The sequence below is a fragment of the Williamsia limnetica genome, from assembly GCF_003217475.1.
Taxonomy (GTDB): domain Bacteria; phylum Actinomycetota; class Actinomycetes; order Mycobacteriales; family Mycobacteriaceae; genus Williamsia; species Williamsia limnetica.
Genome location: NZ_QJSP01000001.1, coordinates 217217 through 235804 on the forward strand (window position 1 = coordinate 217217; position 18588 = coordinate 235804).

19 protein-coding genes and 1 pseudogene are annotated in these 18588 nt (G+C 62.1%); 14 read left to right on the plus strand and 6 right to left on the minus strand.

The features are described 5' to 3' along the window. The first annotated feature begins 162 nt into the window (after positions 1-162). Positions 163-894, plus strand: coding sequence for a GntR family transcriptional regulator (locus DFR67_RS01045; RefSeq protein ID WP_245937641.1), 732 nt, complete (start codon positions 163-165; stop codon positions 892-894). A 20-nt stretch (positions 895-914) separates the two neighbouring features. Here DFR67_RS01045 and DFR67_RS01050 read toward each other — a convergent pair whose 3' ends face one another. After that, positions 915-1403, minus strand: coding sequence for a nucleoside deaminase (locus tag DFR67_RS01050; protein WP_110467565.1), 489 nt, complete (start codon positions 1401-1403; stop codon positions 915-917). A gap of 186 nt (positions 1404-1589) precedes the next feature. On the opposite strand from DFR67_RS01050, the gene DFR67_RS01055 reads away from it, so the two are divergent. Together DFR67_RS01055 and DFR67_RS01060 are read left to right on the plus strand one after the other, a co-directional pair. Then, a complete protein-coding gene (locus DFR67_RS01055) occupies positions 1590-2015 on the plus strand; it encodes a DoxX family protein (protein WP_245937672.1) in 426 nt (141 codons plus the stop codon). Between the two features lie 112 nt (positions 2016-2127). Continuing rightward, positions 2128-2760, plus strand: coding sequence for a dihydrofolate reductase family protein (locus tag DFR67_RS01060; RefSeq protein WP_110467567.1), 633 nt, complete (start codon positions 2128-2130; stop codon positions 2758-2760). A 62-nt stretch (positions 2761-2822) separates the two neighbouring features. Here the strand turns inward: DFR67_RS01060 and DFR67_RS01065 are convergent, their stop codons facing one another. Beyond that, positions 2823-4007, minus strand: coding sequence for a serine hydrolase domain-containing protein (locus tag DFR67_RS01065; RefSeq protein ID WP_110467864.1), 1185 nt, complete (start codon positions 4005-4007; stop codon positions 2823-2825). A 245-nt stretch (positions 4008-4252) separates the two neighbouring features. On the opposite strand from DFR67_RS01065, the gene DFR67_RS01070 reads away from it, so the two are divergent. Next, complete coding sequence (locus DFR67_RS01070) at positions 4253-5878, plus strand: long-chain fatty acid--CoA ligase (RefSeq protein ID WP_110467865.1); 1626 nt, start codon at positions 4253-4255, stop codon at positions 5876-5878. 47 nt (positions 5879-5925) lie between these two features. On the opposite strand, the gene DFR67_RS01075 is transcribed toward DFR67_RS01070, so the two are convergent. Beyond that, positions 5926-6543: a TetR-like C-terminal domain-containing protein gene (locus DFR67_RS01075; protein WP_110467568.1), complete on the minus strand. Its 618-nt coding sequence runs from the start codon at positions 6541-6543 to the stop codon at positions 5926-5928. Between the two features lie 49 nt (positions 6544-6592). Between DFR67_RS01075 and DFR67_RS01080 the strand changes: the two genes are divergently transcribed. The 6 genes from DFR67_RS01080 (at position 6593) to DFR67_RS01100 (ending at position 14010) form a co-directional block, all read left to right on the plus strand. Continuing rightward, positions 6593-7708, plus strand: a complete 1116-nt coding sequence (locus DFR67_RS01080; RefSeq protein WP_110467569.1) for an Rv3169 family protein — start codon at positions 6593-6595, stop codon at positions 7706-7708. Between the two features lie 9 nt (positions 7709-7717). Continuing rightward, complete coding sequence (locus DFR67_RS01085; RefSeq protein WP_110467570.1) at positions 7718-8716, plus strand: TIGR03617 family F420-dependent LLM class oxidoreductase; 999 nt, start codon at positions 7718-7720, stop codon at positions 8714-8716. Next, the gene (locus tag DFR67_RS01090; RefSeq protein WP_110467571.1) at positions 8713-11103 is read left to right on the plus strand and encodes a PEP/pyruvate-binding domain-containing protein; all 2391 of its coding nucleotides are present in this window, start codon (positions 8713-8715) and stop codon (positions 11101-11103) included. Before DFR67_RS01085 ends, DFR67_RS01090 begins: the two co-directional genes overlap by 4 nt. 128 nt (positions 11104-11231) lie before the next feature. Beyond that, entirely contained in the window at positions 11232-12836 is a 1605-nt protein-coding gene (gene fadD5 / locus DFR67_RS01095; protein WP_110467572.1) for a fatty-acid--CoA ligase FadD5, read from the plus strand. A 79-nt stretch (positions 12837-12915) separates the two neighbouring features. Beyond that, entirely contained in the window at positions 12916-13077 is a 162-nt protein-coding gene (locus DFR67_RS30735; RefSeq protein ID WP_170135184.1) for a hypothetical protein, read from the plus strand. A gap of 45 nt (positions 13078-13122) precedes the next feature. After that, entirely contained in the window at positions 13123-14010 is an 888-nt protein-coding gene (locus DFR67_RS01100) for a DUF5996 family protein (protein ID WP_110467866.1), read from the plus strand. 109 nt (positions 14011-14119) lie between these two features. Here DFR67_RS01100 and DFR67_RS01105 read toward each other — a convergent pair whose 3' ends face one another. Beyond that, positions 14120-14581 (minus strand): PLDc N-terminal domain-containing protein, encoded by a 462-nt coding sequence (locus DFR67_RS01105; protein ID WP_245937642.1) that lies wholly within the window; start codon positions 14579-14581, stop codon positions 14120-14122. A gap of 204 nt (positions 14582-14785) precedes the next feature. Here DFR67_RS01105 and DFR67_RS01110 point away from each other — a divergent pair, with 204 nt between their 5' ends. Further along, positions 14786-15454: a hypothetical protein gene (locus DFR67_RS01110; RefSeq protein ID WP_146240339.1), complete on the plus strand. Its 669-nt coding sequence runs from the start codon at positions 14786-14788 to the stop codon at positions 15452-15454. Positions 15455-15536: 82 nt separating this feature from the next. On the opposite strand, the gene DFR67_RS01115 is transcribed toward DFR67_RS01110, so the two are convergent. Then, positions 15537-16076 (minus strand): MarR family winged helix-turn-helix transcriptional regulator, encoded by a 540-nt coding sequence (locus DFR67_RS01115; RefSeq protein WP_110467574.1) that lies wholly within the window; start codon positions 16074-16076, stop codon positions 15537-15539. 74 nt (positions 16077-16150) lie between these two features. Between DFR67_RS01115 and DFR67_RS31350 the strand changes: the two are divergent. Both DFR67_RS31350 and DFR67_RS01120 read left to right on the plus strand, forming a co-directional pair. Further along, a pseudogene (locus DFR67_RS31350) lies at positions 16151-16234 on the plus strand (3-oxoacyl-ACP reductase); the annotation flags it as partial. A gap of 101 nt (positions 16235-16335) precedes the next feature. Beyond that, entirely contained in the window at positions 16336-16872 is a 537-nt protein-coding gene (locus tag DFR67_RS01120; protein WP_281268290.1) for an SDR family NAD(P)-dependent oxidoreductase, read from the plus strand. An 81-nt stretch (positions 16873-16953) separates the two neighbouring features. Here DFR67_RS01120 and DFR67_RS01125 read toward each other — a convergent pair whose 3' ends face one another. Beyond that, positions 16954-17526, minus strand: coding sequence for a putative glycolipid-binding domain-containing protein (locus tag DFR67_RS01125; RefSeq protein ID WP_110467575.1), 573 nt, complete (start codon positions 17524-17526; stop codon positions 16954-16956). 768 nt (positions 17527-18294) lie between these two features. Here DFR67_RS01125 and DFR67_RS31525 point away from each other — a divergent pair. Beyond that, complete coding sequence (locus tag DFR67_RS31525) at positions 18295-18435, plus strand: PLDc N-terminal domain-containing protein (RefSeq protein ID WP_425451234.1); 141 nt, start codon at positions 18295-18297, stop codon at positions 18433-18435. Positions 18436-18588 lie beyond the last annotated feature (153 nt).

Genomic DNA, 18588 nt, shown 5'->3' on the forward strand with positions numbered 1-18588 from the left:
TCTCCTGTCGCCCACCGCCGGGTTAGCGGTATACCGTTAGAAGAAGGTTGCGGGAGAAGTGTTTCCATCCGATTACGGTCCCGTTAGTTATTGGTATACCGCTCCAGGGTCCGAGGTTAGACTCGAGGAAACTGACAGAACCTGTGAAGAGGAGCTCGACTCGTGACGGTGGCAGAGGGACTGGACGATCCCACGCAAGATCGAAAGTCTCTGCGTCAGCACGCCTATGAGGAGCTCAGGCAGCAAATCGTCGATCTGCGGTTGGCGCCCGGGTCCCGGTTGGTGGAGCGAGACCTGGCGGCTGAACTGGATGTGTCCCGGATTCCCCTACGCGAAGCCTTGCAGTTGTTACAGCAGGACGGGTTGGTGGTGCTCGTTCCCAGGCAAGGCGCAATAGTGTCACCGTTCGGCGAGAACGACGTGCGCGATCTGTTCGACGTCCGCGAAAGTCTGGAGGTGCTCGCCGCGAAACTCGCAGCCGAGCGCGCCGATGTCGACGGACTGGCTCGGTTGTCCGATCAACTCGAAGCGGCGCGGTCGGCCACTGCGCGTAAGGACCGTCCGGCAATCGCCCTCGCGAACGCTCGGTTTCATCGAATGATCGTCGATCTCGCGGCGAATCCGCTCCTCGAGTCTCTGTTGCGTCCGCTCGAAGCGCGCACCCAATGGCTGTTTCATCTGACCAAAGACCGTGACGCGGGCCGCCAGTGTCAGGAGCACGAGGAGATACTCGCTGCCATTGCCGCTCATGATCCCGAGCGCGCAGCCGAATCAGCTTTCCACCACGTGCATTCGGGTCGTGCTGCGAGTCTCACCATGGCAGCCGAGTGGTCGAGCGGAGCCTTCGATCCCGTCGAAGCGACCAAGACCCGCCGACGTACCCGGGCGACCTGACGAACGCTCTGCGGAGTGAGTCAGTTGGCGGTGGAGTTGAACTTCTCCAGGTGCAGCGCTTTCATCTCTGCTTCGAGAACATCGGCGGGTCCATCTACCGGTAGGTTCGGCGCGACTGTGTTGATCGACAGGCCTGCAACCGGAGATGGTGGAGCGCCCCATTCGTGGAGCCAGGTGGAAAGCTGAGTCGACGACACCGCGTAGACGATCCGTCCGAGGCCCACCCACGCATGAGCTGCGCTGCACATGGGGCAGTGCTCTCCCGAGGTGTAGACGACCGCACCGGCACGATCTTCGGGCTCCATGTTGCCGACAGCCCACAATGAGATCGCAAGTTCTGGATGCCGGGTGTTGTCACCGTCTTTGACTCGATTGCGATCTTCGAACAGCGTCCGACCGGAACTGTCGACCAATACCGAGCCGAACGGCTCGTCGCCCGCAATCAACGCTTCGCGTGCCAGCTCGACGCATCGGCGCAGGTATTCGATATCCCCATCAGAAACACTCACAGCGCGAGCCTACGACACACAGGCGCACGTGAGTCCCTGATGCCCGTTTGGTCCGTTGCCCCAGTGACCAACCCGGCTTCCGGCGCTGAGAAGTCGCTCGTACGCCTAGGCTGGAATCCGACATCACGTCACTCCTGAAGATGCGTGGGGAATCCAATGAACACCAGAGAAAATGTCGTGGCACTCATGACGTCGAAGTCGCCCGCAGCGGACTCCACCCCGCGCACGTTCGCCAGGGTGGTCCTCGGTTCTGCGATGGTCTTCGCGGGGGTGGGTCACCTGACCTTCGCGCGGCAGGACTTTCAGGCTCAGGTGCCCGACTTCGTTCCGCTCGATCCAGATGTGACCGTCCTCGCCTCCGGGGTGGTGGAGATCGCTCTCGGATCGTCGCTCATCCTGCTCAAGAGCCGTCGCGCCGCGATCGGGCTCGTGCTTGCCCTGTTCTTCGTCGCGGTCTTTCCCGGGAACATCGCGCAATGGGTCAATCATCGCGACGCGTTCGGGCTCGACACCGATCAAGCCCGCGCCACGCGACTGATCTTTCAGCCTGTCCTCATCGCTTGGGCCCTGTGGTCGACAGGTGCCTGGGACGCCTTACGTGGACGTCGGTAGGCGCACTGGCTGAACTCGAATCCCGTGCCTGGTCGCCGTCGGCGATTACTTTGCGACCCTCTGCCGGTCAATATCTCCGACCACCAACAACCGAACTCATCGGAGGCACGCCATGGGGCTCATCCACATCGAGATGTTCGCAACGCTCGACCTCGTCGGTCAGGCGCCCGGAGGTCCGGAGGAGGACCCAGCAGACTTTCCGTTCGGTGGCTGGCAGGCGCCCCTGATCGACGAACACACCGGAGCGCAGGTGGCTGCCTCGTATGAGGGCACGGATGCGCTTCTGCTGGGGCGACGGACGTATGACATCTTCGCCGGCTACTGGCCGTATCAGGAGGGTGGTCAGGACAACAGCATCGCCACCATCTTCAACAGCGTCCCGAAGTATGTGGCGTCCCGAGGCACACCCGACCTGTCATGGGATGGCAGCACGCAACTCGGTGCTGATCTGGCGGGCGCGGTGCGCGAGATCCGGGAGCGGCACGAGAACATCAAGGTGGTCGGAAGTCTCGACCTGGTACAGACCCTGCTCCGTGAGAAACTCTTCGACCGTCTGGATCTGTGGGTACATCCGATCGTGCTCGGAGTCGGTAAGAAGGTCTTCGACGGCGGTGCCGTACCTACCAATCTGAGTCTGCTCGAGCCGCCGACCGCGTCGTCGGCCGGCATCGTGTTATTGCGGTACGCGCTCGGCGACGGTGTCCCTGCAACAGGAGACATGACCGTCGATCGCGGCGACGAATGACCGATCGCCTGGGCGGGTCACCGGCCGCGCGACGGGCTGACGGTCGGCGTGCTCGAAGGGGATCAGGGGACAGGCGGCGGATTGCCGGGTAGTAGGGACGCGCCGATGGCAGTGCCGATCGGCACTGCGTTGTTGGTCTCCGCGTTCGCCGTCGGCCCGAGTGTTGCGTACACGATGATCGTGGTCTTGGACTCTTTCTCGTAGAGCGCAACCCCGTTGTACCCACCGAATGACGGATTCATGAACAGCCAGCTGTCGAGGTGAACCGTTCCGAAGGCGAAGAACTTCTCCGTCGTCAGGGGACCCAATCCTGCAGTCGAGGGTGCCATCATCTCCTGGAAAGCGTTGTCGGAAAGCACTTCACCGGTAGCCAACGCGCGAATCCAGCGAGCGATGTCAGACACCGTCGAGTTCGTGTTCCCACTGTTGAGGAACGCAGTCGGATTCCAGAATGCCGAGTCCTCGAAGAGGCCGCGCTCATTGGTATAGCCGTGCAGGATCGGCTCGGTCATCTGAGGCGTCAGCATCACGGCGCTCGCATCCATCTCGAGAGGAGTAAAGATCCGCTCCTTGAGCAGGTCACCCAGCGGCTTACCGGCCGCCCTCTCGAGCACAACGCCGAGCAGACACAGATCACTGTGCGAGTACGCGAAGCTCGTTCCGGGTTCGAACAGTGGTGGACGAGCGTTCGCCAGGTCGAAGATCTCTTGAGCTGTGAATCCCTTGATCGGGTTGGCGTAGAAAATCTTCAGGAAGTCAGGGTTGGTGACGTAATCCGAGATGCCAGTTGTGCTGTTGGCGAGCATCCTGGGGGTGATCAGGTCTGCACGTGGGAAATCGGGTACCCATTTGGCGATCGGTTCGTCCAGGCTGAGCGTCCCGGCGTCGGCGAGCTGCAGCAGAACCGTCGACAGCATCGGTTCCATCGGCTGACCCACTCGCAGTTGCATATCCGGTTCCGCTGGTACACCGATCGGGGAGTCGCCCGCCGCGTCGACAACGACCGCCTCATCGTCGCGCCACACGCCGAACACAACTCCCGTCAAATCGAGTTCGGTGAGCTTTGCGCGCACGATATCGACAATCTTGCCGGCTTCTGCACGCACGGCAGTGGAGCTCGGAGAGGACGCTTCTCGGGTGCCGGGGGTGTTGTCACCGGATCCGCAGGAGAGGCTCGCGGAAGCGATGACAGCGCCGAGCGCGATGGTCAGGCCTCGGTGAAGCCGACCAGGAGTCGACACAACCATGAGCTCCGTCCCTTCGTGCACATCGCCGATTGGTGGAGTCGACGCTCGCGTGCGAGGTCAGCTCGACGAGGTCATCCTACGTTTCGACAAGGCTTCGTATTCCACTTTCGATCGCAAATCCACACCGGGGTGCCGCGCCCGGCGAATTCAGCCAAAGAGGAATCTGGGCGTTCTCGACTCACACCGACATGAAGTTGGTGGAATGGACCCGAAGTAATCACACACCTGGCGGATCGGGAAAAATCATGCTGAGCACCATGCAAGACGCACCACTGTCGATCAGTCAGATCCTGCGGCAAGGGAGTACGGTTCACGGCGAGGCGACGGTGTCGACGTGGACCGATGCCGGACCGGAAGTTCGCACATATGCGGAGGTCGGTCGGCGCTGCGGAGCGCTGGCGCATGCGCTCCGCGGACTCGGTGTCACCGGCGACGAGCGCGTGGGGACCTTCATGTGGAACAACGCCGAACACTTGGAGTGCTACCTCGCCATTCCGTCGATGGGCGCGGTCCTGCACACCCTCAACATCAGACTGTTCCCCGAGCAGTTGATCCACGTCGTCAACCACGCCGACGATCACGTGATCGTCGTCGATCCGTCGTTGATCCCGCTTCTCGAACCGCATCTTCCCAAACTCTCCAATGTTCGACATGTCATCGTGACGGGTTCGTCGACCGCGGAAATCACAGTGCCGGAGGGGGTGCAGGTCCACGCCTATGAATTGTTGCTCGCCGAGCAATCGACGGAGTTCGCGTGGCCCGACGTCGATGAGCGCAGTGGTGCGGCGATGTGTTACACCTCGGGCACCACGGGGGACCCGAAAGGGGTTGTCTATTCCCATCGTTCGATCTACTTGCACTCGATGCAGGTGTGCATGAGCGATGGTCCGAACCTCCGGCAAGGAGACCGGGCGCTTGCCGTGGTGCCACAGTTCCATGCCATGGCGTGGGGACTGCCCTATGCCGCCTTCATGATCGGCGCTTCGTTGATCATGCCCGATCGTTTTCTGCAGCCTGAGCCGTTGGCCGCGATAATCGACTCGGAGAAGCCGACTCTGGCTGCTGCAGTGCCGACGATCTGGCAGGGTCTGCACCTCTATCTCGAGCAGCATCCTCAAGACATCTCGTTCATGAGGGAAGTACTGGTCGGTGGCTCGGCCGTGCCGCCCTCGCTGATGCACTCCTTCGAGAAAGACCATCAGGTGACGGTGCTCCACGCCTGGGGGATGACCGAGACATCACCACTCGGCTCGGTGGCGCGTCCACCCGCGGGCGTCTCCGGTGACGAGATGTGGCGATACCGATACTCGCAAGGCAGGTTCCCCGCCTCGGTCCAGGCACGTCTGGTATCCGACGACGGCACCACATTGCCTCACGACGGACGGACCGTCGGCGAACTCGAGGTCCGGGGGCCCTGGATCGCGGGTTCCTATTACGGAGTCGACACCCCTGACAAGTTCGACCACGGTTGGCTGAGAACAGGTGACGTCGGTTCCATCACCCCGGACGGATACCTCACGCTCACCGACCGCACCAAAGACATCATCAAGTCCGGTGGCGAATGGATCTCGTCGGTGGACCTCGAGAATGCGGTGATGGGACACCCGGCGGTCGCAGAAGCCGCGGTGATCGGTGTCCCGGACGAGAAGTGGGATGAACGTCCGCTGGTGGCCGTGGTTTTACGCAGCGACGCCGGCGACGTCACCGTTGACCAACTCAAGGAGTACCTTTCCGACAAGGTTGCAGGTTGGCAGCTGCCCGAAAACTGGGCGTTGATCGACGAAGTGCCGAAAACCAGCGTCGGCAAGTTCGACAAGAAGCGTTTGCGCGCGTCCTACCGGGACGGAGACCTGACGGTTCTGCACGCGTAGCCCGAAAGTGGCCCCTCGTGCCAACTTCCCTTTGGCAACGGCCGAGTTCAGTTACCGTCGCGCGTCTTCTCGGCGGGCCAGCGTTCGGTGATCATTTCGGTCATCTCGTCCACCCACGTATCGTCCAACGCGGCGTCCCGGCGGATGAGAATGCGGAAAATCGCAGTGCCGGCGACCACTTCGGCGAGCATGGGCAGATAATCATCATCGCGACGCTCCTGCCCGAACCGAGACTCGAATGCCGTCAGGTTTCCGCCCAACCGGGCGATCATCAGAGTGTGCAGTTCGGGATCTGCCACCGTATCCGCGATCAGACCTGGGAGGGCCAACCTCACCTCGGGTCTGTCGAAGATGATCCGGACGGTCTCGACCAAACCTCGGATCTCCGCCCGGATGTCACCAGAATCGTTCGGCGTGGGGATCGACTCGGCGAACAGCACGGCTTCGTGAACGAGTTGGGCTTTACCGGACCACCGCCGGTAGATGGCAGCCGTGGTGGTACCGGCGCGCGCGGCGATCGCCGACAACGACAACGCGGAATAACCCGTCTGGAGAATCAACTCGCGGGTGGCCGTGATGATCGCGGCGTCGATCCTGCCGTCTCGTGGCCGACCCGGCGCCGACTGCGCTGACCTCTTGCCTTCGTTGCGGCTTTCTGCTGTCATGACAACAGCATAGTTCCAATACAACGTGCATCGTATTTGAGGGAGATCTGTGAACCTGAGCCCGCTCGACGAGTATCCGATCCATCAGACGCCTGCACCGCTGTCCTGGCCGGCCACCTCCGATCGGAACTTCTATGACCGGTCGTACTTCAATGTGCTCGACCGAGAAGGTCGTTTCATGGCGCTGACAGGGATCGGGTACTACCCGCGCCTCGGCGTCAAAGATGCGTACTTCGTTGTTCGTCGTGGAGACACGCAGACCGCGGTGCACCTGAGCGACGCCATCGATGACGACCGCCTCCACCAGAACGTGGGAGGTTACAGTCTCGATATCATAGAACCCTTGCAGCAGATACACCTGACACTGGCCAAAACTGAGGGTATCTCCGCAGATCTCACCTGGCGCGGCCTGTTTCCTGCCGCTTTGGAGAAGCCGCACGAGATGCTCACCGAGCGACGAGTGACGTTGCAGGCAAGCCGATTCGCACAGGTCGGGTCGTGGCAGGGCTGGATCGACGTGGACGGCGAACGCTTGGATGTCGATCACGACACCAGTGTGGCCAGCCGCGATCGATCGTGGGGGATCCGACCGGTCGGTGAACCCGAGCCGACCGGGCGCCCGGATGCCGCTTTCCGTGGAATGTGGTGGGTCTACCTTCCACTCGCGTTCGACGACTACCAGCTGTTCTTGATCCTGCAAGAAGATCCTGACGGCCATCGCAGCCTGTACGACTGCACACGGCGTTGGAGAGATGGCCGTGTCGAACAACTCGACGGAGTACGCGTGAGCATCGACTACACCCCCGGAACACGCATTCCGCGGGGAGCCCATGTCGAGTTCATGAACAGGGCTGGAGACCAGATCACGTTGGACGTCGAATCGAAGTTGTTTGCGCCCATCGCCTTCGGGTCGGGCTATGGCGGTGACTCCTCGTGGGCGCACGGGAGCTGGAAAGGCGGACCGTTCGCCGAACGTGTCAGCTTCGACCTGACGGATCCCGAGGTGATGGCCCGGGCGCCGTTCAGCCTCATCGACCATGTCGGTGCGGCGGTGTGCACCGAAGCCGACGGAACGGTCCGCAAGGGTGCGGGATTGTTCGAGCACGGCGTGATCGGTCCGCACCACCCGTCGGGATTTTCCGACTGGACCGACGTGGCGAAGTAGGCACCCGAGATGAAGATCATGACAGCGCTGTTCGGGCCCACCGACGCAGTCGAACGGGCGCAGCTGCTCAAGGAAGCCGGCGCATCCGGCGTGTTCACCTTCGAAGGTCCGTTCGACGTCTTCACCCCTCTGGTGCTGGCTTCGTCCGTGAGCGGTCTCGACGTGATGTCGAACGTCGCGATCGCGTTTCCCCGCAACCCGATTCAGCTCGCGCACCAGGCCAATGACCTGCAACTGCTGAGCGAAGGTCGCTTCATCCTGGGGCTGGGCACGCAGGTACGTGCGCAGATCGAGAAGCGATACGGCGCCGAGTTCGATCGTCCCGTAGCCCGGATGAAGGAGATGGTGGGCGCGCTGCGAGCCATCTTCGCGACCTGGAACGACGGGGAACGGCTGGACTTTCGCGGCGAGTTCTACCGGCACACCTTGATGACGCCGACCTTCGTTCCCGGGCCGAACCCCTTCGGCCCACCCCCGATCTATCTCGGAGCCCTCGGCCCTCGGCTGACCGCAGCCACCGCCGAAGTGGCCGACGGCCTGTTGGTGATGCCTTTCGGTTCCAAGCGGTTACTCCACGAGACGACGCTGCCTGCTGTCCGCAACGGACTGGCTGCTGCCGGTCGCTCCGAGAAGGACTTCGAGGTGATTCCCGAGGTCATCGTGTCGGTCGGCACCGGGCGGGACGATGACCACGCCTCGACCCGGATGCTGCTGGCGTTCTACGGTTCCACTCCGGCATACCGGCCGGTGCTCGACGCCCACGGCTGGGGTGATCTGCAACCTGAACTGAACGCCATGTCCAAGCAGGGCAGATGGAAAGAGATGGCCGGCTTGATCGACGACGAGATCCTGCACACCATCGCCGCATGCGGAACGCCGGCCGAGGTCGCGTCGCACATCCGTGACCGTGTCGACGGGGTATCGGACCGGATCTGCCTCTACCAACCCAGCCCCATCGAGGTCGGGGCGTTGGCCGAGATAGTGGACGCGTTGAAAGGATCTTCATGACACTGACAACGGTCGAATTCGACGATGTCACCGACGACCGCTACGGCGGCAAAGCGGCCGGACTCGCCGCTTTGCGTCGTCTGGGCCTTCCTGTGCCGGTGGGTTTCGTCATCGCCGACGCGTCAGCCGATGTCGATGCACGCGAAGCAGGGGAGTGCTTCTCGCGGATGGCCGCCCGCGGAGCAACCCCGGTGGCGGTCAGGTCATCGGCACTCGGGGAAGACGGTGACGATCAGTCCTTTGCCGGGCAGTACGACTCCGTGCTGGGAGTCGACTCCGTCGATGACTTCGTAGCAGCCGTGCACACCTGCGCCGACTCCGTGCATTCACGACGCGCCTCGTCGTACAGCGGACAACCCACTGCCACCATGCATTTGGTGGTGCAACGCATGGTGGACGCGCGCGCCGCCGGCGTCGTGTTCACCGCCGATCCGGCCACCGGTCGGCGCGACCTCATGGTCATCGACGCCATTGCGGGCCTCGGCGAAGCGCTCGTCGACGGAACTGCATCGCCAGACCATCTGCTCCTCGATCGCGAGGGCAACCCCGCCGTGCGGGAGGTCGGGGAAGTTCCGGTTTTGGCGCCCGACGAGATCGCGAATATACGGTCCGGTGCGCTGCGCGCTGCGGAACAGTGGGGCAGGCCCATGGATCTCGAGTGGGCAATCGACCGATCCGGAACATTGTGGTGGCTGCAGGCCCGGCCGATCACCACCCTTCCCGGGGATTTGAACGAGATGGATTCACCCCTCGCGGGCGAGGACCACGTTTACACGCGCTGCAATATCGGCGAGATGATGCCGGGAGCATTCTGCCCCTTGACCGCGTCGGTCTCCGGTTTCGCAATCGACTATGCGATGCAGATGACTCAGGTGGTGGCGCGCGCTCAGGACAAATATGAGAAGCCATGGCTGCAGGTCGGCTATTTCCAGGGACACATGTTCTTGAACATGACCGAGGGGACAGGTCTGAGTTCTGGTCTCCTCGGCAATTCGCTGGAGCAGTTCTCCATCTCGATCTGTGGTCGGGTAGTCGAGGAGTTGAAGCCCAAACCACCGAAACCGCTCGTTTCCAAGCTGATCAATACGGTGCGGCTCAGTACATACGCGTTGTCGGCAGGCCCTGCGATCCGGCGACTGCACGATCAGATCGCCGATTTTCGAATCCCGTCCAGTGACGATGCGCGGGTTGTGCTCCGTGAGCTGGAATCTGGTGTTGAACAGTATTGCGACATCACACTGACACATGTGCGGTCGTCGTCGCGCGCGGCGGTTGCCGCCAACATCCTCGAGAGCGTGCTGATGAGGCAGGCAGTCAAGAACGGGCATGGCGAGGACGAGGGCAGAGCAGAGGCGACCAAGCTGATGGCCGGTGCCTCCGACGTCGAAAGCGCGCTCATGCTCGAGGAACTCGACTCAGTGGTGCACACCATTGTCTCCGACGGTGTGGCCACCAGTGACTTCCTGGCGGCCGAGCCGGGTGTTGCGGTCACTCATCTGCGGGCCAGCGGAAATGCCGCGGGGACCGCCGTGAGGCAGTTCCTGGAACGTCACGGCCACCGGGGGTACCGGGAATTGTGTATGCGGGACCCGTCGTGGGCCGAGGATCCGGAGGGCCTCGGTGCGATGATGCAGGTGATGGTGCGCTCTACAGTTCATCGGGCCGATCGGGAACCGGTGAACACCGTCGTCCAGACGTCCACCTCCTCCTCGATCAAATTCCTGGCCCGCTTGGCGCAGGGTGGTGCACGCGGGCGTGAGGAAACGAAATCGAAGATGGCGCTGATGGCGCACTCCCTCAAATTGGGCTATCGCCATCTGGGGGAGGTGCTTGCGAAGGTCGGGCGACTGCCCGATGCAGATCTGGTGTTCTTTTTCGACCGTTCGGAACTGCACCGTGTTGTCGGGTCAGACGATGTCGCATCACTCGTCGCGAGCGCGCAAAAGCGTCGGGAAGCGTTGGCATTCCAGAACAGTCTCGAGTTCGATGATGTGTCCGTGGGGCGGCCGGTCCCGCTCATCGCGCGACCACACGGAGATGTCACCGATGGAGAGATCATCGGCAGACCCGCGAGCCGTGGCTCCGTAGAAGGCGTGGTGCGCGTCGCGAAATCGATTGTGGACGCTCGGGATGTGCAGCCCGGCGAGATCCTCGTCGCACCGGTCACCGACGTCGGCTGGACCCCGTACTTCACCGTCATCGCCGCGCTGGTCACCGATATCGGTAGCTCGGTGTCCCACGGTGCGGTGGTCGCGCGGGAATTCGGCCTTCCCTGCGTCGTCAACACCTTGGTGGCCACGCAGACGCTGAAAACCGGTGACCGAGTCCGAGTGGACGGCGACCGAGGAGTGGTCACCCGTCTCGACCGCGCTGAGTCGTTGCACTGATCGTTCTTTCAATCGTGCACCACGCGTGATCAGATTCGCAGGCGCACTACGTCCGAAGGCTCTACAGTGAGACCGAGGTCACAGCCAGGGCTGGACCGCCACGTCCAACAACACCAGGGGACACGCCAATGACAGTCGCGGCCGACTCGACCAGCGGACTTCTCGATGAGCCGATGCGCTCGAGCCGGAACACTTGGAACACACAGGTGAGACGACATGCACTGATGGCACCGGACGACATTGCTGTGAAGTATCTCGGCGCCGCAACAACCTGGCGCGAGCTCGATAATCGGGCGCACCGATTTGCTGCGGCACTGCAGCACCGTGGCGTCGGATTCGGTGACCGAATCCTGATGGCACTGCTCAATCGAACCGAATACATCGAGGCGGTCCTCGGTGCGAACCTGATCGGTGCGATCCCTGTTCCGGTCAACATTCGCATGAGTCCGGCCGAGGTGGGTTACCTCGTCGAGGACAGTGGCGCCACCGTCATTCTCACCGAACGACTGCTTGCGCCGCTGGCAGACGCAGTGCGAGCGTCCACGGGTGCCATCGACACCACCATCGTCGTCGACGCCGGCGATGTCGATGATCACCTCGACTACGAAGCGTTCATCACCGCAGATCCTGGGGATCTCACAGAAGTCGATATCCCTGAAGACACCGTTGCACTCATCATGTACACCTCGGGAACCACAGGAAAACCGAAGGGCGCCATGTTGACCCACGCCAACTTGCAGTCGCAGGCGATGACGACGATCAACGCCTCTAATGGTCAACCGGGCGACATCGCATCCGTTGTGCCCCCGATCTTCCACATCGCCGGCATCGCCGCTTTTGCCCCGGTGTTCTATCGCGGCATCCGCGCGGTCATCCATCCACTCGGCGCGTTCGACCCCGACGCCATGCTCGACACGTTGGAGCAGGAGGGCACAACATCGGTGTTCATGGTGCCTGCACAGTGGCAGGCGGTCTGCGAGGCACAACGTGCCAGGCCGCGCGACCTCAAGCTGCGGACAATCAGTTGGGGAGCGGCGCCTGCACCCGACACCGTGCTCCAGGCGATGAACGAACTCTTCCCCGAGGCGCTCAACATGACTGCATTCGGACAGACCGAGATGTCCCCGGTGACAACTCTTCTCGAAGGGCAAGACGCCATCCGAAAGATCGGATCGATCGGCAAAGTGGTGCCGGCGGTGACTGCCCGTATCGTCGATCCACTGATGGAGGACGTCCAGCCAGGAGAGGTCGGTGAAATCGTCTACCGTGGGCCCAATCTGATGAAGGGCTACTGGCGGAATCCGCAGGCCACGGCAGAAGCGTTCCGAGGGGGCTGGTTTCACTCAGGCGATCTGGTGCGGCAAGACGACGAGGGCTTTCTCTATGTCGTCGACCGCGCCAAAGACATGATCATCTCCGGTGGCGAGAACATCTACTGTGCCGAGGTCGAGAACGTCCTCTACAGCCATCCCGCCATCGCCGAAGCCGCCATCATCGGCCGGGCGGACCCGAAATGGGGTGAAGTACCGATCGCGGTCGTGGTTCTGGCTGACGGAGTCGACGCTCTTACCATCGACGACCTCGGCCCGCACCTCAACGAGAACCTGGCGCGCTTCAAGCACCCCAAAGATCTCGTCGTTGTCGACGAACTACCGCGCAACCCTGGCGGCAAAGTCGTCAAACCCAAACTCCGCGAGGCGTACGGCAGTAAAGACGCCGGTCTGATGCACTGACCTTCGCCTGCTTGGTCGACAAGGGGGAGCAAACCCCAGCCTGGGGTTGAGGGCCGACGTTTTGGGGTATGGCGCATCTATGACAGACAAGAGGACCGACCCGCACACCGAAGACACCGGCGCCGGACGTGAGGGTGCGGACTCCGATGTACAGTCCGATCCGGCTGAAGGCGAGAAGTCCGGCGATTGGACCGGCGAAGGCGGGGCGACCGAGGACGGACCCGCCACCGACATCGACTGACGCGAGTTTCGTACGCGTCGACAAGACGTCGTGGATCATGGGCTCATGGGAACGCAACACGACGCTTGGCCTGCACTTCCGTTGGATTCGTGGATCGACACCAGAGACACGGTTCATCTGTGGACGCAGATCGTCGGCAAGACGCGCATGGCGCTCGGACCGGCGATCAACCACTGGTGGGGAGTCCCGCTGTATGTGGACGCACGGGGACTGACCACGTCTTTGATGGTCGCAGGCAACCGCGGGCTCGAGATTCGCTTCGACTTCGTCGAGCACGAGTTGCACATTGTCGTGACCGACGGCAGCACCCGTCGAATGAAGCTCGAACCGCGGACTGTTGCCGACTTCTACGCCGAGTACACGCGCCACTTGGCCGACCTGGGCTTCGACATTGCGTTGGTCGGAACCCCCGTCGAACTGCCCGATGCGACACCGTTCGCCGAAGACACCTCACATGCCTCGTACGACGCTGACGCGGTCACTCGGTTCTGGCGGTCGCTCGTCAGTGCTCACGGTGTTTTCTCGAAGTTCCGTGGTGAGTTCCGAGGAAAATCCTCACCTGTTCACTTCTTCTGGGGTGCATTCGATCTGGCCGTCACACGGTTCTCGGGTCGGTCTGCACCTGAGCATCCGGGTGGTGTCCCGAACTGCCCTGACTGGGTCATGCACGAGGCCTATAGCGACGAGGTCTCGAGCGCAGGCTATTGGCCCGGTGGCGCCGAGGAAGGCGTGTTCTACGCGTACGCCTACCCGCATCCGGCCGGATACGACACGCATCCGGCCGTCCAGGCCCCTGCTCGTTGGGACACCGAACTGGGGGAGTACGTGCTGCCGTATCACCTCGTGCGTCAAGCCGCGGATCCCGAAGCCATGGTCTTGTCATTCCTCGCGCAGACCCACCGCGCGGCCGCGGAGACCGCCGACTGGCGTTGACCCACAAACGCCGGTCACCGATGAGTTTGGACGTGCGCGATCGACGTCACCGAGCTGCGGTCCGACATTGGGGGACAAACGACTGGGTGAGAAGCAACTCGAGCCGAGCTCAGGGAGTTGTGCCGTCCAGCCCCTCGCGACGTCGACGTTCGATCTCGCCCAGACGGCGCTGTTCCTCTGCCCGCCGGCGAACTTGGCGCAGGAACTCGGCGTCGGCAACCGGGTCTTGCGGCACGAACCTGCCCGGCCGGTCATACTCCGGAAACGCCGCCACCACCGCCGCCGACGGCTTCCGCTCACCTGGGCGGTTTCGCCGGCGCCGCCGCAGTCGCCGCGGGGTGGGACGTCCGAAGACGAGCCACAGCACAGTTCCGGCCACCGGCAACAGGACAATCAAGAACCATGCCCACCGTGGAAAGAGCCGAACACCGGTGTCGTCGCGGCACAAGACGTCAATGACCCCGATTACCAACGCCACCAGAACAAGTCCCAGGGCCACGGAGGTGTATGGCAGTCCTGGACCACCGATCATCGACAGATACCCCAACACCTGCGCACCCCTCCAGATCACCAATCATCAACACGCCACAGCGCATAGTTTCACACCCGAAACCACACGTATAGACATCATTCGAAGGACCTGATTGCCGCTGTTCTTCCTCCGTGAATTGCGGGGACCAAAGATAGGGAGATCGCCGACTGCATTCAGGTGTTGCCCTGCACACGCTCTATGTTTCGGCGATCAGAAACTTCAGCGCCCCTTATAGTTGGACCCGTGGGTTGGATTCTTTTGACCGTGATAGTGGCAATTCTATTCGTCGCGATGTACTCGGTCTCGCTGCAAATCGGCGCACGAAACAGCGTGGGTTCGGGCCGTAACCTGGAACTGATCATCGACCCTGCCCCACATCCCATTCGTACGCCCGAGGCCCCTGACCCGGTCCGTGACATCTCTGTTGCGGTCACCGCACTGGGGCCGGGTTTATGGATCGACATGGAAGGCTCGCTGACCCTCTACGACGGGACCATCGTCGCTGATCTGTGGTCCGGCCGGACGCTGACTGCGACCGACCAGCCGATCACCGTCGCCCGCCGCATCGATGACTCCGTGATTCCGTCGCTGTATGTAGTCATCACCTGGAAGCGGTCTACCCGTACAGGCCCACGTCCGATGGCTCTACGAGCTCCTCTGCACCCGAAGATCGACTATCAACCCCTTCCCATCGCAGACACCAAACTCGGTGCGGCACCGGTGATCCCCATTCGCCAGTTCCCCATCGGAGAGTTCCACTGGTACGCCGTACACCGACTCCGCCACCGCTACCAGCAGCTCGCTCCCCGCTGGTGGCTTCCCGGCGCCGGCACACCGAAACCGCTCGGCGCGTGGCGACCCAGACCTCTTGTCACCTACAGCGACGCCCAGACGCCCGGCCTACCGCACTGACGCTGGCCGAGCATTAGGGACTAAAGGGTCCATGGGGGATGGACATGCCACATGAGGATAAGTCCCTGGCGGATTGCCGCATTCAATCTCCTACGTGCCCGGGTTTGTGATCATGGTCGAGAGTCGCGTGCAGTTCCTCGAGTAGTCGACGGGTGAGGTGTTGGAGCTGGTTCCTCTCGTCGACGGTCAGGCCGCTGAGGAGTTGGTTTTCCCGGTGCAGGACGGTGTCGACCAGTTGCTCGACGGTGTGGTGACCCAGTTCGGTGAGTTGAACCTCCACTCGCCGTGCGACTTTGGGATCGGCATGTCGTGTGACAAGGCCCTGTCCTTCGGCGCGAGATACTCGTTGGGAGATTGCGCCGGCGGTGATGAGCGCCTGGTCGGCAAGTTCGCGCGTGCTGAGCCGATACGGTGTTCCTGCGCGTCGCAGGGTTGACAGCAGGTCCAATGTTGCCGAGTCGGTGCCATGCTCACGGAGCAGTCTCATGCGATCGTCACCGAATAGTTTTGCTGCCTGCCAGATCCGGGTCACGATCGGGATCGAGTGAATCGGCGTCTGCGGTCGTTCCCGTATCCAAGCCAGAGCGATGGCATCGATGGGATCGTCGGGGTCAAGTGCCATGTTTGCTCTTCTTCCGGTTAGCCGATACGCTCGTTTAGGCCTAAATAAACAGTCTAGCGGAGGAGTCGCAGCAGATGTCGAAGAAGATTGTGATCACTGGAGGGGGTACCGGGATCGGCCGCGCAATCGCGGTGAGGTTCGCAGCGGCCGGCGATCAGGTTGTGATCACCGGCCGTCGCGCTGCGGTCCTCGAAAACGCCGCGCAGGAGATCGGCACGGGTGTGCCGTGGCGGCTTTCGATGCGTCGGACCCGGAGGCTGTGGCTGGGTTCGCTGCAGACATCGGTCAGATTGATGTACTGGTCAATAACGCGGGTGGCAACACAGACTTCGACCGCGAGGACGTCGACACCCTTCCGGCTGTCGCTGACTCATGGCGGGCGAACTTTGAGTCGAACGTTGTATCTGCGGTTCTGATGACTACGGCACTCATGCCGGCGATCGCTGAAGGCGGAGCGGTCATAACGATCGGTTCTATCGCTGCCGACAAAGGGGCCGGATCCTACGGTGCGGCCAAGGCTGCGGTCGCCTCATGGAATGTCGACCTCGCACGTCAACTCGGCCCGCGTGGCATCACCGCCAACACAGTGGCACCCGGGTACATCGCCGACACCGAGTTCTTTCGTGATGCGCTCACCCCTGACAAAAAGACAAGTCTGATTGACGCCGCGATCACGAAAAGGCCTGGAAATCCTGACGATATCGCCGGCATGGTCGAGTTCCTGGCCTCACCCGATGCCCGGCAGATCACCGCCCAGACGTTCGCCGTCAACGGCGGCGAGTGGACGACCAGGTGAACCCCCGCGGAGCGCCGGGACTCCGAGCCCGCTACTGAGCGATCTCGCCAGGATGCAAAATGCGTCGATGTGGAGTGGCTTCTAGGAGAACCGAATTGCGATGGACGGGTAGTTCACTATCAGCCCGAAGTGGTCGTACGTCAGTTCGCACGCGAAATTGAATGATATCGATGTGTAGGCGAATCGCCCAGCCTCATCGAGCCGTGTGTAGGTTTGTTCGAGCCGTTCGACACTGAGATCGTGTGACCGTACGAACGCTGCAGGCACGCTGATCGTGTCACCGACAGCAAAATCTATTCGGTGGATGGGCAGGGTGTTCGTGACAGCGGACGACTCGAAATCTACATCGACACAGCCGTCCAGGTCGGGCCGGTGATCGCCGTCGACCAGCCACTGCCCGTCGTTCCCGCGTTCGAGACGTGTGTGCGCAGAGCCTTCTACGGTGTGGTTTGTTGCATGCACCCTCGTAGTTCGCCACGACTCATCGGCGGTGATCGTATAGCCGACGTTCCATCCGATTCCGCCTTCGACGGCCGTGGTGTCGCCGGTAAGCGTGTGACCTTTCGCGCCGCTGGGGGCGAACAGTACCTCGAAACCGTCGCGTGCACCCGAGTGACGCCACGACGTCAGCGCCGGTATCGCCGTGAGCTGCATGGCAGTGAATCTACCTGGCGGAGGCAGGATCGCAGATTGACTCCTGCAGACGTAGCGGACGGGGGCCCGGCTGATTTCTATGCGCGTACCGAAAGATGATTGTTTGGGGTGCCCGGTAGGTAAGGGCTCAGTAGCGCGGGTCGCTGCACGTCCAACCGTCGATGACTTGCTGCCGCGTTGCCCATCGAGCCCGTATTTGTGTTCGCTCGGGTGACGAAGAGCATTGCAGCAGAGTGTGTTATGCGCTGGACCGATCCGGGCAACCAAGCCCGCAACGCCACCGACGATGATTTCGACCGACTCACCTGAGCGATGGGTAAGGATGGCTGACCAACGTTGAATTGATAGCCGCCTTACCTGCGGGGTGTGGACCCCCGGATACCACGGCCACAGCGGCGATGGATGGTCACCAATATGACCGTGTACCGCTCAACCGCATTGCCTTGGCTCCTGCTGATCCTGGCCGGCCTCGTCGCGCTACGTGGTAGCGGCGACCTATCCATCCAGGAGACTGGTAATCGCTTCTTTGTCTGGTTCATCGCTGCTGCGATTACGGCGGCGATCCAATCAACGCGACCGCTTCATGCGACAGCACCAAACTAGGGGCGCCACTTGCGGACCGGTACCGTGTCTACGGTGGCAGACCTGCTGGCGGAATCGGGCCTATCGGAGTGCACCAACGCCGGACTCTGTGGGGGACCTTCGGCAGCGACCGTAGCGCTGTTTCTGGTTGGATTCTCCGCGATTTCGACGTGGATCGCCGCTTCGATGGTCGCCACGGCCAGCATCTTCAATGCACCGGACCCCATCGCGCGACCGAGATTGTTGTGGCTTCTCGTCGTTTGGCTGAATCCGCTGGTCGGGCCCGTTCTATGGTGGATCCATCGGCGTCCTGCAAGGCTTCGGTAGAGATCGTCGCGACGACTCTTGACTATCAAAGTGTGAGCAAGCGGCATTTGACGTAGGCCGCGAAGCTCTATGGAGAGAAGCGCTTCGAACTGATGTTCAAAAAATACGAGGCGCAATCGGCTGCTGTCTGAAGAAGTCAAGACTCTCGAGTGC

Excerpts from the sequence above, each read along its gene's own strand:
- DFR67_RS01055 (WP_245937672.1), top strand. The coding sequence starts at position 1,590 with ATGACGTCGAAGTCGCCCGCAGCGGACTCCACCCCGCGCACGTTCGCC.
- DFR67_RS01060 (WP_110467567.1), top strand. The coding sequence starts at position 2,128 with ATGGGGCTCATCCACATCGAGATGTTCGCAACGCTCGACCTCGTCGGT.
- DFR67_RS01065 (WP_110467864.1), bottom strand. The coding sequence starts at position 4,007 with ATGGTTGTGTCGACTCCTGGTCGGCTTCACCGAGGCCTGACCATCGCG.
- DFR67_RS01070 (WP_110467865.1), top strand. The coding sequence starts at position 4,253 with ATGCTGAGCACCATGCAAGACGCACCACTGTCGATCAGTCAGATCCTG.
- DFR67_RS01075 (WP_110467568.1), bottom strand. The coding sequence starts at position 6,543 with ATGACAGCAGAAAGCCGCAACGAAGGCAAGAGGTCAGCGCAGTCGGCG.
- DFR67_RS01085 (WP_110467570.1), top strand. The coding sequence starts at position 7,718 with ATGAAGATCATGACAGCGCTGTTCGGGCCCACCGACGCAGTCGAACGG.
- DFR67_RS01090 (WP_110467571.1), top strand. The coding sequence starts at position 8,713 with ATGACACTGACAACGGTCGAATTCGACGATGTCACCGACGACCGCTAC.
- fadD5 (WP_110467572.1), top strand. The coding sequence starts at position 11,232 with ATGACAGTCGCGGCCGACTCGACCAGCGGACTTCTCGATGAGCCGATG.
- DFR67_RS30735 (WP_170135184.1), top strand. The coding sequence starts at position 12,916 with ATGACAGACAAGAGGACCGACCCGCACACCGAAGACACCGGCGCCGGA.
- DFR67_RS01100 (WP_110467866.1), top strand. The coding sequence starts at position 13,123 with ATGGGAACGCAACACGACGCTTGGCCTGCACTTCCGTTGGATTCGTGG.
- DFR67_RS01115 (WP_110467574.1), bottom strand. The coding sequence starts at position 16,076 with ATGGCACTTGACCCCGACGATCCCATCGATGCCATCGCTCTGGCTTGG.
- DFR67_RS01125 (WP_110467575.1), bottom strand. The coding sequence starts at position 17,526 with ATGCAGCTCACGGCGATACCGGCGCTGACGTCGTGGCGTCACTCGGGT.
- DFR67_RS31525 (WP_425451234.1), top strand. The coding sequence starts at position 18,295 with ATGGTCGCCACGGCCAGCATCTTCAATGCACCGGACCCCATCGCGCGA.